Source organism: Kordia sp. (genome assembly GCF_045105435.1).
In the GTDB taxonomy this organism is placed as follows: domain Bacteria; phylum Bacteroidota; class Bacteroidia; order Flavobacteriales; family Flavobacteriaceae; genus Kordia.
The window spans coordinates 1-13751 of sequence record NZ_JBGCDL010000246.1 but is presented as its reverse complement, the minus strand read 5'-3'; the positions used below and the strand labels follow the sequence as shown (position 1 = coordinate 13751).

The following is a 13751-nucleotide window of genomic DNA, read 5'->3' as shown; positions in this document are numbered from 1 at the left end:
TTTGTTGATGTTTTTGATGAGTTTTGGACCTTCGTAAATAAATCCTGTGTACAATTGTACTAAGTCTGCGCCTGCATCTAGTTTTTCTAGTGCGTCTTCTGCGGTATGAATTCCTCCTACTCCAATAATTGGAAATGCTTTGTTGCTTTTTTTAGCTAAGAAACGAATGACTTCCGTTGAACGATTGGTTAATGGTTTTCCGCTTAATCCGCCAATTTCGCCTTTGTCTTCGGATTGCAAACCTTCACGGGAAATTGTTGTGTTGGTTGCAATAACACCTGCAATTTTTGTGTCTGCCACAATTTCAATGATATCTTCTAACTGCTCATTCGTTAAATCGGGCGCAATTTTGAGTAGAATTGGTTTTGGTGCTTCTTTCGCACTGTTCATTAATTGTAAAGTTGCGAGTAACTTTGTCAAAGGTTCTTTGTCCTGTAGTTCTCTTAAACCAGGCGTATTTGGCGAACTTACATTCACTACAAAATAATCTACATGAGGAAATAAGGCTTCAAAGCAGATTTTATAATCTTCTACCGCTTCTTCGTTTGGCGTGACTTTGTTTTTACCAATGTTTCCACCAATTAAAACACCTTTGTTCTTTTTTAAACGTGCTACAGCTTCCTGTACGCCTCCGTTATTGAATCCCATACGATTGATAATTGCTTCGTCTTGCTTTAAGCGAAACAATCGTTTTTTAGGATTTCCAACTTGCGGTTTTGGCGTTAAGGTTCCTATTTCTATAAACCCAAATCCGAAGTTAGAGAGTTCGTTGTAGAGTTTTGCATCTTTGTCAAATCCGGCAGCTAAACCCACAGGATTTTTAAATGTTAATCCAAAAACAGTACGTTCTAAGCGTTTGTCATTTACGACATACATTGCTTTGAAAATGCTTGACATAAACGGAATTTTACACAGTGTTCGAATGAGTGAAAAGGTAAAGTGATGTACTTTTTCTGGATCGAATAGAAAAAGAATAGGTTTTACGAGGAATTGGTACATGTTGTATTGTTTGTGCAAAAATAGTTTAATTTTTAGAAGTCCAAATATTTAGTTTCTATTTTTTAATTCAGTATGCTTTTGGACATTAAAATATCATTTATTTACTTTCTAATTCAATATAAAACCCAAAAATTATAGCATAACATTTTATGAGTATTTAAAAATCCGCTATTTTTGAAAAAAAGACTTCACATGCAACATATTATAGATAGGTTTATCAGTTATGTAACGATTGATACAGAATCTGATCCAACTTCCGAAACGACTCCAAGTACAGCAAAACAATGGAATTTAGCCAATTTGTTAGTTGACGAATTAAACCGAATTGGATTGTCTGACGTTACAATTGACGAAAACGCATATATCATGGCAACTTTGCCTAGTAATGTGGATCATGAAGTTCCTACGATTGGATTTGTATCGCATTTTGATACGTCTCCAGATTTTATAGGCGCGAATGTAAAACCGCAAATTGTACCGAATTACGATGGGAAAGATATTATTTTAAATGCTGAAAAAAATATTGTGCTTTCGCCCGATTATTTTGACGATTTACTACTCTATAAAGGAAATACCTTAATTACGACTGATGGTACAACGTTACTTGGCGCAGATGATAAAGCAGGAATTTGCGAGATTGTTTCTGCGATGGAATACTTAATTAATCATCCTGAAATAAAACATGGAAAAATTCGTATTGGCTTTACGCCAGATGAAGAAATTGGTCGTGGTGCACACAAATTTGATGTAGCAAAGTTTGGTGCAGCATGGGCATATACAATGGACGGAAGTCAGATTGGCGAATTAGAATATGAAAATTTTAATGCAGCTGGTGCAGTTGTTACCGTAAAAGGGAAAATTGTACATCCTGGATATGCAAAAGGAAAAATGATCAATTCTATGTTGATCGCCAATGATTTTATTGCTGCGTTGCCTTCAAATGAAATTCCACAAGAAACGACAGGTCGTGAAGGATTTTATCATTTACATACGATGAATGGTAAAGTTGAAGAAACTACATTACAATACATCATTAGAGATCATGATAAGGATAAGTTTGAAGCTAGAAAAGTACTTATGCAACATATTGCTTCAGACATTAATAAAAAATACGCTAGTGATCCGATTTCTATAGAAATTAAAGATCAATATTTTAATATGAAAGAAAAGGTAGAACCTGTTTTTCATATTGTAGAAATTGCCGAAGAAGCAATGAATTCATTAGGAATTACACCATTAATCAAACCAATTCGTGGTGGAACTGATGGTTCGCAATTATCTTTTATGGGATTGCCGTGTCCTAATATTTTTGCTGGCGGACATAATTTTCATGGACGTTACGAATATGTGCCTGTAGAAAGCATTTTAAGTGCCATTGATGTGATTGTCAAAATTACTGAGCTTACTGCTGAAAAGTATAAAAAGTAACTGTAGAATATATTGAAAAGCTTTCTTAAAGTGTTTGAACTGATAAAAAAACTGAATTAAGTTCAGTTAGACGCAGTTTCGATTTAAGAAAGTTTTTTTTAGAGTAAATTCTATCTAAATGAAAAAGTCAACAACTGTTTCAGAGTATGTAAATAGTTTTCCTAAATGGGAAGACAAACTGCGTACGTTACAGCAAATTATTCTTCAAAATTCGGACGTTATAGAAATGCTTAAATGGAATATTCCCGTGTATACGGTAGCAGGGAAAAATGTAATTGGAATTGGTGCATTTAAAACACATGTTGGATTGTGGTTTTTTCAAGGAGCTTTGTTAAAAGATAACGCGAATGTGTTAGTAAATGCACAAGAAGGGAAAACTCAAGCCATGCGGCATTGGAAGTTTACAGTGTCAGATATAATTCCTAAAAATTTAGTAGCAGCATATATTAATGAAGCTATTCAGAACCAAAAAGAAGGGAAAACGGTGACGTTTAAGAAAGAACAAGTTTTGGAGATTCCTGAGGAACTAAAAGTTGTATTTGACTCAGATTCAATATTGTTAGAAGCGTTTCAAAAATTAGCCAATTACAAACAAAAAGAATACATAGAATATATTGCTTCCGCCAAAAAAATAGTTGCCAAGCAAAGTCGTTTGGATAAAATTATTCCTATGATTTTGGATGGGAAAGGCTTGAGTGATCAGTATAAGTAGTTTGTTGTTTGTTGTCTGTTATCTGTTGTCTGTTGTCTGTTGTCTGTTGTCTGTTAAAAAAGTACTTTTCACCTATTCGTTATGAAGCTTTTGTCACGAATTCACTAATGTTTTTGTTCTCTTAAAATAATTTACTCGAATTGGTTGTTTGTTGTCTGTTGTCTGTTGTCTGTTGTCTGTTAAAAAAGTACTTTTCACCTATTCGTTATAAAGCTTTTGTCACGAATTCACTAATATTTTTGTTCTCTTAAAATAATTTACTCGAATTGGTTGGTGGTTGTTTGTTGTGTGAAACTAAAAATTATAAGTATTTGTAAACGTTGTTTCTAATGAGATTTCAGAATGAAATTTTATATCAAGAAGTACTTTATTCGGTTAAGTATATTTTGGATTTTGGATATAAAAAAAGCATCGCTTTCACGATGCTTTTTTCTGTACTTTTTGTAATGTACATTTATTTTTTCTCAGAAGGTGGCTTGTTGAGTCTTGCTGATGCTTCTACTGAAAGCGCAGCGCGTTCGAATTTGATTTTCCCTGCTCCTGTTTCAATAATGCAGGTATAATCTTTATCATTTAGTTCAACAATTTTTCCATGAATTCCGCTTTTGGTGATCACACGATCTCCCTTTTTCACGGCAGCCATGAAATTCTTCTCTTTTTTCTGTTTTTTTAATGATGGTGCTATGATTAAAAAATATAACACAGCAATCATCAATAATAGTGGTAAAAACTGTTCCAATCTTTCTAATGTAATTGATTAATGATTGTGTCCTTCGTGACCTGTTTTCGTTTGCTTAACTGCTGTATTTGCTGTTCCTGCTGCTTTTTGAGCTGCTTGTTGCTTTTTCATTCTAGCTTCTCTTTCAGCTTTAGCTTTGTCTCTTTTTGCCTGTAATTCTGGGCTTGGAGTAGCAAATGCTTTAATGTTTACACGCTCAGAACCTGTTTTTGTATTTGCGGTAATTGTTACCGTATTTGTTTTTAGGTTTGGCTTATTTGTAGAGTTGTACTTTACGGTAAACTGTCCACTAGCTCCTGGTGCAATTGGTTCTCTTGGCCAATCGTTAGGTACAGTACATCCACAGCTTCCTTTGATGTTAGAAATTAATAATGGTGAATTTCCATCATTTGTAAATTTGAATACAGTTTCTACTTGGTCACCTTCGTTGATAATTCCGAAGTCATGCATCTTGTTTTCAAAAGTCATTACTGCAAAATTCTTTGCTGCTTCATCAATTTTTACTGCTTCTTTTTCGATTTTTGCATCTCTATCGCCTGCAACAGCGACTTTTTTCTCGTCTACTTTCTTTGTTGCATCATCTTTACATGATGTAAATAAGATAAGCGACATTGCTCCTAATAGTATAAATCCTTTTCTGATCATGGTGTTTAAAATTTTTTATTGGGGTAAATTTAATAATTGTTTTTGTTACATCAAACCTCTACCGATTTTATTTAACTTATTTTCTGTTTTATATTCCTTAATTAACTTATCAAGGATACCATTTACAAACATACTACTTTTTGAGGTAGAATATTCTTTAGCGAGCTCAATATACTCGTTTATTGTTACTTTTGCAGGTATTGACGGAAATTTTAAGAATTCACATATTGCCATTTTCAACAATATTAAATCTAAATTGGCAATTCGGTCTTTGTCCCAATTTGGTGTTTTCCCTTGAATTTCGGTAGCTAACATTTCATCATTTAGCACTGTTTTTCTAAATAAATCTCTCACAAATGCCTTGTCTTCGTCATCTTTGTATAATTCTGATAGAAAAATACGCTCTTTTCCTTTCTTAGCTTGTTTGATTGATTTTAAAATAAGTGTATTTACTACAGGCAAATCATCAATCCAAGTTAATTTCTGGTCTTCAAAGAATTCGTACAGTTTTTCGTTTGGCGCAATAATTTCTGAAAATAGTTTTGCGGCAAACGCACGATCTTTTTCATATCCTGTTTCTGTATCTGCCATGTAATTTTTGTACAAATCATTTTCAAGCATTGCTTCAAAAATCACACGTATATATTCATCATTCAATTCCCAATCGTTTATATTTCGATCTTGAACAGCTTCTTTTAATGCATTATTTTCGACAAGATGACGAATGATTGCATTTTGGATGAATTTTTTGTTTGGATTTTTATCTTCGGAAGTAGCCAAATATTTCTTTTGAGATAACACAAGTTGATTTTCAGCATATTCGCTCAATTTCACGAATAAATCTAGCGTAAGCACATGTAAATCGTGCATATTGGCAATACTCATGTTAATAAATTTTAACTCTTTATCAACTTGATCACTCTGTGATTGTGACAATGCATAAATAGATTGCATTACTTTAACTCGAATATGTCTTCTTGTTAGCATCTGCGTAAGAACTTTGAATTTTATAAAAATAAAAAAATAAAAGGCGAAAGAATGAAATCCTTTCGCCCCGCAAAAATATAATTATTTTAAAAGAATGCTACTATTTGCGTACTTCTTTTTTTCTTGTTTCAATTCTATCCAACGCAATACGCAATGCTGAGTTGTGTGTTGTGGAGTTATTATTTTCAGAATGTTTGAATATTTCTAAAGTAGTATTGTATATATTTTCTGTTTTACGCATAATTTCGGCTTTTCCGTAGCCTTCTAATTCCGCGTACACATTGATAATTCCGCCTGCATTAATTAAGAAATCTGGTGCATACGCAATTCCTCTTTCTTTCAATATTTCGCCGTGCTTTATTTCGTTTTTCAATTGATTATTGGCTGCACCTGCAATAACATGTGCTTTCAGCTTGTGAATACTATCGTCATTTATAGAAGCTCCTAAAGCACATGGCGCATAAATATCCATGCGTTCACTGTAAATGTCAGATCCACGATAAATCTCCGCTCCGTATTTTTTACTTACTGCTTGCAAACGTTCTTCATTAATATCGGCAATGATCACTTTTGCACCTTCGTTTGATAAATGTTCTACCAATGCTTCTCCAACATGTCCAATTCCTTGTACGTATATGGTACGATCTTCCAAATGATCTGAACCAAGTTTGTATTGAGCAGCAGCTTTCATTCCCATAAAAACGCCATAAGCAGTAATTGGAGAAGGATTTCCTGCGCCACCTCTCGATTCTGAAATTCCGGTTACATACGGAGTTACATCGCGTACCAGATCCATGTCACTCGTTTCCATTCCAATATCTTCTGCGGTAATATAGCGACCACTTAAAGAATGTACAAATTCTCCAAATCTTCGCATGAGTTCAGGTGTCTTTTGAGTTTTGGCATCTCCTATGATTACCGCTTTTCCTCCACCTAAGTTTAATCCGGTAATTGCTGATTTAAAAGTCATTCCACGAGACAAACGAAGTACATCGTTTAAGGCTTCCCATTCATTATTATATTGCCACATTCGAGTTCCTCCAAGTGCAGGTCCTAAAACTGTGTTATGAATTCCTATTATTGCTTTTAATCCTGTATCTTTGTCATTGCAAAAAACAACTTGTTCATGATTATCAAATGAGAGTTGTCCAAAAACAGGATCAACCTTGTGTAATTCGCTAGTGTTTATGACGTCTGAAACCATAGGCTATTGTATCTTAAAATTATATTATATATAAAAAATAGACTGCAAAAATAGTGATAATTCAAATTTATGCAATAAACATGTTGTTAAAATGAATATTTTTCAAAATAAAAGCCTTAAAAAATAGGCGGATTTTTAGCTAATGAAAGAATTACAGCACTTAAATAAATACTTTTCAAAATATAAAGGAAAGTTACTTTTAGGAATATTAATCACCATTGTTGCACAAGTTTTTGCATTGGTTACACCTAAATTAATAGGAAACTCTCTGACTACTGTAGATGAATATATTAACGGCAAAATTACAGATATTGCTATTGTTAAGAGTGAACTTTTAATGAATATCTTATATATTATTGGTGCTGCTGCTTTGGCAAGTTTCTTTACTTTTTTAATGCGACAAACTATTATAAACATTTCTAGATATGTAGAATATGATCTAAAAAATGAAGTGTATCAGCAATACCAAAATCTATCTACTAATTTTTACAAAAAGAACCGCACAGGTGATTTGATGAATCGTATTAGTGAAGATGTCGGAAAGGTTCGTATGTACGCAGGACCTGCAATTATGTACAGTATTCGTACCATCACACTTTTTGCATGTTTAGTACCGCTCATGTTTATTACGGCGCCAAAAGTTGCCATTTACACCTTAGTGCCTTTGCCTATATTATCATTTTTAATCTATAAATTGAGTCGCGCTATTCAAAAACGAAGCACGATTGTACAACAGTTTTTATCTAAACTATCCACCTTTACACAGGAATCGTTTTCAGGAGTTTCTGTAATTAAAGCCTACGGAATAGAGCCGCAAATTAAAAAGTCTTTTGACGGAATGGTTGTAGAAGGAAAAACTAAAAACATGAACTTGGTAAAAGTAAATGCCTGGTTTTTCCCGTTGATGATTTTATTAATTGGTGCCAGTAGTATTTTGGTAATTTACATTGGCGGACTCCAATATATTAGCGGTGAAATTAAAATTGGTGTCTTGGCAGAATTTATCATGTATGTAACCATGCTTACGTGGCCTGTAGCAACTATTGGTTGGGTAACTTCTATTGTACAACAAGCGGAAGTATCACAAAAGCGTATCAATGAGTTTTTAAAAGTTGAACCTGAAATTCAGAATTTAATTCCAGAAGCAACACCAATTGAAGGAAATATTGAGTTTAAGAACGTTTCTTTTACGTATGATGATACCAATATTACAGCTTTAAAAAATGTTTCATTCTCGCTAAAAACAGGAGAAACACTCGCTATTGTTGGAAAAACAGGTTCAGGAAAAACGACCGTATTAGATTTGATTAGTAGAATGTATGATACCGAAAAAGGAGTTGTTGAAATTGACAAAATTCCAATTAAAGAACTCAACTTAAACAGTTTACGGAGTTCTATTAGTATTGTACCGCAAGATGCATTCTTGTTTTCTGAAACCATTCAAGATAATATAAAATTCGGAAAAGAAGATGCTACAGATAAAGAAGTTATTGCTGCGGCAAAATTTGCTTCGGTACACAAAAATATTATCGGATTTAAGAAAGGATACGAAACCATTTTAGGTGAACGCGGAATTACGTTAAGTGGTGGACAAAAACAGCGTGTTTCTATTGCAAGAGCCATCATAAAAGACCCAAATATATTATTGTTAGATGATTGCTTATCTGCCGTAGATACTGAAACCGAAGAAGAAATCCTAAACAATATTGAACGCATCACCAAAAACAAAACAACCATCATTGTAAGTCACCGTATTTCATCTGCCAAAAACGCTGATAAGATCATTGTATTAGATGACGGGAAAATTATCCAAAACGGTAGTTATGACGATCTTATTGAAGAAGAAGGTTACTTTAAACAGCTCTATTTAAAACAACTTTCCGAAAAAGATTTATAACATTTTGTTGTTCAGTTAGTTTTTTTTTTACATTTTTGAGGGAGATTAACAAACAACTAAATTTTAGAAAAAGGGGATTATGAGTGACAAAGAATTATTAGAGAAAGAAGAAATTTTCTCTAAAGTATTGAGGGCAGGAAGGAGAACTTATTTCTTTGACGTCAGAGCAACCAAAGCTGGCGACTATTACCTAACCATTACTGAGAGCAAAAAGTTTACCAACGACGATGGATCATTCCATTACAAAAAACACAAAATCTATTTGTATAAAGAAGATTTCGCAGCATTTTCAGAAATTTTAAGCGAAATGACAGCGTACATTGTTGACGAAAAAGGAGAAGAAGTCATTTCCGAACGTCATCAAAAAGATTTTAAAAGAGAGTATAACACAGAAGAAGGTATTGCTTCTGCTGATACTGCTGACGGAGATGTTGAAAGTTTTACAGATATAAACTTCGAAGATATATAACATATCACAACCAAGCCAAAACCAAAAAAAAAGCCACTTTATCAATATGATAAAAATGGCTTTTTACTTTTCTGGGTGTTGGGTTATTGAGTGCTGAGTTTTGGGTTTTGGGTAAAACTTACAAACTCACAACGCTAATAACTTCAAACATTATCCTTCTGGGTGCATAAATGCTTGCTTTCCTAGTAATTCTTCTTCTGTTTCAACAATATCTTCATCGGGTACACAACAATCTACAGGGCAAACTGCTGCACACTGTGGTTCTTCATGGAAACCTTTACATTCTGTACATTTATCTGGAGATATATAGTAAATTTCGTCTGAAATTGGTTCTTGTGCTTCTTCAGCGTTCACTTCATTTCCATTAGGAAGTACAACTGCTCCTTTTAAAGAAGTTCCATCCGCATAGCGCCAATCGTCAGCACCTTCATAAATTGCAGTATTTGGACATTCTGGCTCGCAAGCACCACAATTGATACATTCGTCAGTAATAATTATAGCCATTATTTTTTCGTATTCGTTTACAATCTTTTTATGATCTACCACTAATGCGGTAAAAGTTTTATAAATTCGCCAAATTAACTATTGGCGTCAATATTTGGATTACAAAAATAACGCCAAAACTATTCATAAACAAATTCAGATGGCTTTAGCAGAAAGAATTAACGCTTTTGTAAAATTAGGAGACTTCTTATCACAGTTTTCAGTAGAGAATCCGACACCAAATTCGGCAATACTTCTTAACGATCCTTTTTTTGATGGAATGAAACATCAACTAAAACTTACACAAGAAAATAATGGCTGGTTTACGAAAGAAAATCTCCGCTTTGCTATTGGTAATTGGGCAAAAGCATTGCGAGAAAGTTCGCTAAAACACTGGACATCAAACTACAACATAGAAACTGTTGCTCCTAAAAAAGTAGCAATTATAATGGCAGGAAACATTCCGTTGGTAGGATTTCACGATTTTTTATCCGTGTTAATTTCTGGACATGAAGTTTTAATAAAACAATCATCAAACGACAAACACCTACTGCCCTATTTGGCAAAATTCTTAGAATTTGCCGAACCTTCTTTTAAAGGTAAAATTTCCTTTACAGATGATAAACTCACTGGTTTTGATGCCGTAATTGCAACAGGAAGCAACAATACTGCGCGTTATTTTGAATATTATTTTAAAAACAAGCCTAATATTATTCGTAAAAACAGAAACTCAGTTGCTATTTTGACTGGAAACGAAACGGAAGCACAATTAGTAGCTTTGGGCGATGATATTTTTACCTATTTCGGATTGGGTTGCAGAAGTGTTTCTAAATTATTTGTCCCGAAAGGATACGATTTTCAAAACTTTTTTGGCGGAATGTACAGCAAAAGTGACATTATGAACAGCGCCAAATACGCCAATAACTACGATTATAACAAGGCAGTTTACCTAATGAGTTTGTTCGACATACTTGAAAATGGTTTTGTAATGATTAAAGAAGATACACAATACGCTTCGCCAATTGCAACTGTTTTTTATGAATACTATGACGATATCGATTCGCTTCAAGCCAAATTAAAAACAGATGCAGAAAGCATTCAGTGCGTTGTGGCTGACATTGACATGGAGAATGAAATTGCATTCGGGCAAACCCAACATCCTGAACTACATGATTATGCAGATGGCGTGGATACTTTAGATTTTTTGACAAATTTATCCTAAAATATTTAATAAAACCATAACAACAATTCGTTGATAATTTAGCAACTTTGCAAAAATAATAGCACACGACAAATACGAAACAATGAAAAAACATAACTTTAGCGCAGGACCTTGTATTTTACCGCAAGAAGTATTAAAAAAAGCTTCGGAAGCAGTTCTAAATTTTAATGATGATAATTTATCTTTAATTGAGATATCGCACAGAAGTAAACCTTTTGTAAACGTCATGGAAAATGCGCGTAGCTTGGCGCTAGAATTACTAGGTTTGGAAGGAAAAGGATACAAAGCACTCTTTTTACATGGTGGTGCAAGTACACAATTTTTAATGGCGGCTTACAATTTATTAGAAAAAAAAGCGGCCTACTTAAATACAGGAACTTGGAGCGATAAAGCCATCAAAGAAGCTAAATTATTTGGTGAATTGGTCGAAGTAGCTTCTTCAAAAGATAGTGGTTTTACACACATTCCTAAAGAGTATGCAATTCCAACTGATGCAGATTATTTTCACTGCACAAGTAACAATACCATTTTTGGTACACAAATGAAAAGTTTCCCAGAAACGAATGTTCCATTGATTTGCGATATGAGTTCTGATATTTTTTCACGCCAGTTAGATTTTTCTAAGTTTGACTTAATTTACGCAGGCGCACAAAAAAATATGGGCCCTGCCGGAACGACTTTAGTAGTTATTAAAGAAGATATTTTAGGAAAAGTAAGCAGAACTATTCCTTCAATGTTAAACTATAAAGTACATCTTGGAAAAGACAGTATGTTTAATACACCTGCCGTTTTTCCTGTGTATGTATCAATGTTGACTTTAGAATGGTTGAAAAATCTCGGTGGAATTGCTGCCATAGAAAAAATAAACGATCAAAAAGCAGCTTTGTTATATGGCGAAATTGATAGAAATCCACTATTTAAAGGAGTTGTTGCCACAGAAGACAGAAGTCACATGAACGCTACATTTACCTTAACAGATGCATCTTTAAAAGAAACATTTGATACTCTGTGTAATGAAGCTGGAATCAACGGACTTAACGGACACAGAAGTGTTGGCGGTTACCGAGCTTCCATGTACAATGCATTGCCACTAGAAAGTGTACAAGTATTGGTAGACGTAATGCAAGCAGTAGCACAAAAAGCATAATTTTCAATCATAAAGAAAAAAACAAGATGAAAATATTAGCAAACGATGGAATTTCTCAAAGCGGAATTGACGCATTAACAAATGATGGCTTTGAAGTAATCACAACGAAAGTTGCCCAAGAACAATTAATCAATTACATCAATACACACGAAATTACAGGACTTTTAGTGCGTAGTGCCACCAAAGTACGTAAAGATGTTATTGATGGCTGTAAAAGTTTGCAACTCATTGGTCGCGGCGGTGTCGGAATGGACAATATTGATGTTGAATACGCTCGCAAAAAAGGACTACACGTTATCAATACACCAGCAGCTTCTTCGGGTTCAGTTGCCGAATTGGTTTTTGGTCACTTGTTTAACGGCGTACGTTTTTTACACGATTCTAACAGAAACATGCCTTTAGAAGGCGATTCACGTTTTAAAGATTTGAAAAAATCGTATGCAAAAGGATCTGAATTGCGCGGAAAAACTCTTGGAATTATCGGTTTTGGACGTATTGGGCAAGCTACAGCTAAAATGGCACTTGGCTTGGGAATGAATGTTATTGCTACCGATAAATTTATTGAGAAAGCTATTGTTTCTGTCGATTTTTTTAATGGACAATCAATTGCAATTGATATTGAAACGGAAACGATGGAAAATGTCTTGAAAAATGCAGATTTTATCACATTACATGTTCCTGCTCAAAAAGAATACATCATTGGAAAAAAAGAAATAGCATTGATGAAACAAGGTGCCGGAATTGTAAATGCTTCACGTGGCGGAACGCTTGACGAAGTTGCTTTAGTTGACGCTTTGGATACCGGTAAATTAAGTTTTGCAGGTTTAGATGTATATGAAAATGAACCAACGCCAGCGATAAAAGTATTAATGAATCCTTATATTTCATTAACACCACATATTGGCGCGGCAACTTATGAAGCACAAGACCGTATTGGACTCGAATTGGCTTCACAAATAAGCACACTTTTAAAAGGATAAAAATCTTCTCACATACTACAAAAAGCACTTTCCGGAGTGCTTTTTGTACTTTTGAACGTGTACAAGTTCCATTCGTCTGATATTTTTGCATTTTATACCTTTCAACTAAAAAATACATACACATACTACAAGTGTTATAGAATATTACTATCTTGTTTTCATATTAACAATAAATATCGTTTTTAAATGTCTGGAATTTTAGATTTATTAAATAGTGATTTGGGAAAACAAATCATTGGCGGAGTGAGTAATGAAGTTGGAGAAGATCAAAACAAAACTGCTTCTGTATTAAGTATGGCTTTACCTGTACTTATGGGAGCAATGAAAAGAAATGCAAGTTCACCAGAAGGTGCAGAAGGATTAAATAGAGCCTTAGAGAAAAAACATGATGGAAGTATTTTAGATAACTTGGCTGGTCTTTTTGGCGGTGGAGTTGATCAGGAAGTAAAAGATGATGGAGATGGAATTTTAGGTCACGTATTAGGAGATCGTAGACAAAATGTTGAAAATGCAATCAGTAAGCAATCAGGAATAAATACTTCTTCTATTGGAAGCATTTTAAAAGTAGCAGCTCCATTATTAATGGGAATGTTAGGAAAGCAAAAACGTCAGCAAAATGTACAAAGCTCTAGCGGAATTGGAGATTTACTTGGCGGATTACTTGGTGGTGGTTCTTCTAATCAAGCACAAGCACCACAACAACAAAGCTTTATCGAATCTATTTTAGATGGTGATAATGACGGAAGTGTTTTAGACGATATCGCAGGTATGTTTTTTGGCGGAGGCGACAAAAAAGATAACAACAGCGGCGGTGGCGGACTTGGCGGATTGCTAGGCGG

At 34.2% G+C, this 13751-nt stretch carries 14 protein-coding genes; 8 read left to right on the top strand and 6 right to left on the bottom strand.

The genetic code is table 11. The features are described 5' to 3' along the window. Positions 1 to 999: quinone-dependent dihydroorotate dehydrogenase (locus AB8B65_RS12540; RefSeq protein WP_405301398.1), on the bottom strand; the 999-nt coding region annotated here is incomplete at its 3' end. 192 nt (positions 1000 to 1191) lie between these two features. Here AB8B65_RS12540 and pepT point away from each other — a divergent pair. Both pepT and AB8B65_RS12530 read left to right on the top strand, forming a co-directional pair. Continuing rightward, positions 1192 to 2427, top strand: coding sequence for a peptidase T (gene pepT, locus AB8B65_RS12535; RefSeq protein WP_405301397.1), 1236 nt, complete (start codon positions 1192 to 1194; stop codon positions 2425 to 2427). A 118-nt stretch (positions 2428 to 2545) separates the two neighbouring features. Further along, positions 2546 to 3139 carry a YdeI family protein gene (locus AB8B65_RS12530; protein WP_405301395.1) on the top strand — a complete coding sequence of 198 codons (594 nt, stop codon included), beginning with the start codon at positions 2546 to 2548 and terminating at the stop codon, positions 3137 to 3139. Between the two features lie 454 nt (positions 3140 to 3593). On the opposite strand, the gene yajC is transcribed toward AB8B65_RS12530, so the two are convergent. The 4 genes from yajC to AB8B65_RS12510 form a co-directional block, all read right to left on the bottom strand. Beyond that, a complete protein-coding gene (gene yajC / locus AB8B65_RS12525) occupies positions 3594 to 3878 on the bottom strand; it encodes a preprotein translocase subunit YajC (RefSeq protein ID WP_405301394.1) in 285 nt (94 codons plus the stop codon). Positions 3879 to 3896: 18 nt separating this feature from the next. After that, positions 3897 to 4523, bottom strand: a complete 627-nt coding sequence (locus tag AB8B65_RS12520) for a DUF1573 domain-containing protein (RefSeq protein ID WP_405301393.1) — start codon at positions 4521 to 4523, stop codon at positions 3897 to 3899. A 45-nt stretch (positions 4524 to 4568) separates the two neighbouring features. Continuing rightward, the gene (nusB, locus tag AB8B65_RS12515; protein WP_405301392.1) at positions 4569 to 5510 is read right to left on the bottom strand and encodes a transcription antitermination factor NusB; all 942 of its coding nucleotides are present in this window, start codon (positions 5508 to 5510) and stop codon (positions 4569 to 4571) included. A 100-nt stretch (positions 5511 to 5610) separates the two neighbouring features. Further along, positions 5611 to 6714 carry a Glu/Leu/Phe/Val dehydrogenase gene (locus AB8B65_RS12510; protein ID WP_405301391.1) on the bottom strand — a complete coding sequence of 368 codons (1104 nt, stop codon included), beginning with the start codon at positions 6712 to 6714 and terminating at the stop codon, positions 5611 to 5613. Between the two features lie 142 nt (positions 6715 to 6856). On the opposite strand from AB8B65_RS12510, the gene AB8B65_RS12505 reads away from it, so the two are divergent. Continuing rightward, positions 6857 to 8611 (top strand): ABC transporter ATP-binding protein, encoded by a 1755-nt coding sequence (locus AB8B65_RS12505; protein WP_405301390.1) that lies wholly within the window; start codon positions 6857 to 6859, stop codon positions 8609 to 8611. A 79-nt stretch (positions 8612 to 8690) separates the two neighbouring features. After that, positions 8691 to 9080 carry a PUR family DNA/RNA-binding protein gene (locus AB8B65_RS12500; protein ID WP_405301389.1) on the top strand — a complete coding sequence of 130 codons (390 nt, stop codon included), beginning with the start codon at positions 8691 to 8693 and terminating at the stop codon, positions 9078 to 9080. Between the two features lie 150 nt (positions 9081 to 9230). On the opposite strand, the gene AB8B65_RS12495 is transcribed toward AB8B65_RS12500, so the two are convergent. Next, positions 9231 to 9584, bottom strand: coding sequence for a 4Fe-4S dicluster domain-containing protein (locus AB8B65_RS12495; protein ID WP_405301388.1), 354 nt, complete (start codon positions 9582 to 9584; stop codon positions 9231 to 9233). A 139-nt stretch (positions 9585 to 9723) separates the two neighbouring features. Between AB8B65_RS12495 and AB8B65_RS12490 the strand changes: the two genes are divergently transcribed. From AB8B65_RS12490 to AB8B65_RS12475, 4 genes are all read left to right on the top strand, one after another. Then, a complete protein-coding gene (locus tag AB8B65_RS12490) occupies positions 9724 to 10785 on the top strand; it encodes an acyl-CoA reductase (RefSeq protein WP_405301387.1) in 1062 nt (353 codons plus the stop codon). Positions 10786 to 10867: 82 nt separating this feature from the next. Further along, positions 10868 to 11932, top strand: coding sequence for a 3-phosphoserine/phosphohydroxythreonine transaminase (serC, locus tag AB8B65_RS12485; protein WP_405301386.1), 1065 nt, complete (start codon positions 10868 to 10870; stop codon positions 11930 to 11932). Positions 11933 to 11958: 26 nt separating this feature from the next. Continuing rightward, on the top strand, positions 11959 to 12912 hold the full coding sequence (locus AB8B65_RS12480) for a D-2-hydroxyacid dehydrogenase (protein WP_405301385.1): 954 nt from the start codon (positions 11959 to 11961) through the stop codon (positions 12910 to 12912). A 186-nt stretch (positions 12913 to 13098) separates the two neighbouring features. Beyond that, on the top strand, positions 13099 to 13751 hold a 653-nt coding region (locus AB8B65_RS12475; protein ID WP_405301383.1), incomplete at its 3' end, for a DUF937 domain-containing protein.

Bases quoted from the DNA above. Each gene is read 5' to 3' on its own strand.
- AB8B65_RS12505 (WP_405301390.1), top strand. From the start codon at position 6,857: ATGAAAGAATTACAGCACTTAAATAAATACTTTTCAAAATATAAAGGA.
- pepT (WP_405301397.1), top strand. From the start codon at position 1,192: ATGCAACATATTATAGATAGGTTTATCAGTTATGTAACGATTGATACA.
- AB8B65_RS12510 (WP_405301391.1), bottom strand. From the start codon at position 6,714: ATGGTTTCAGACGTCATAAACACTAGCGAATTACACAAGGTTGATCCT.
- nusB (WP_405301392.1), bottom strand. From the start codon at position 5,510: ATGCTAACAAGAAGACATATTCGAGTTAAAGTAATGCAATCTATTTAT.
- AB8B65_RS12520 (WP_405301393.1), bottom strand. From the start codon at position 4,523: ATGATCAGAAAAGGATTTATACTATTAGGAGCAATGTCGCTTATCTTA.
- AB8B65_RS12495 (WP_405301388.1), bottom strand. From the start codon at position 9,584: ATGGCTATAATTATTACTGACGAATGTATCAATTGTGGTGCTTGCGAG.
- AB8B65_RS12480 (WP_405301385.1), top strand. From the start codon at position 11,959: ATGAAAATATTAGCAAACGATGGAATTTCTCAAAGCGGAATTGACGCA.
- serC (WP_405301386.1), top strand. From the start codon at position 10,868: ATGAAAAAACATAACTTTAGCGCAGGACCTTGTATTTTACCGCAAGAA.
- AB8B65_RS12500 (WP_405301389.1), top strand. From the start codon at position 8,691: ATGAGTGACAAAGAATTATTAGAGAAAGAAGAAATTTTCTCTAAAGTA.
- AB8B65_RS12490 (WP_405301387.1), top strand. From the start codon at position 9,724: ATGGCTTTAGCAGAAAGAATTAACGCTTTTGTAAAATTAGGAGACTTC.
- AB8B65_RS12530 (WP_405301395.1), top strand. From the start codon at position 2,546: ATGAAAAAGTCAACAACTGTTTCAGAGTATGTAAATAGTTTTCCTAAA.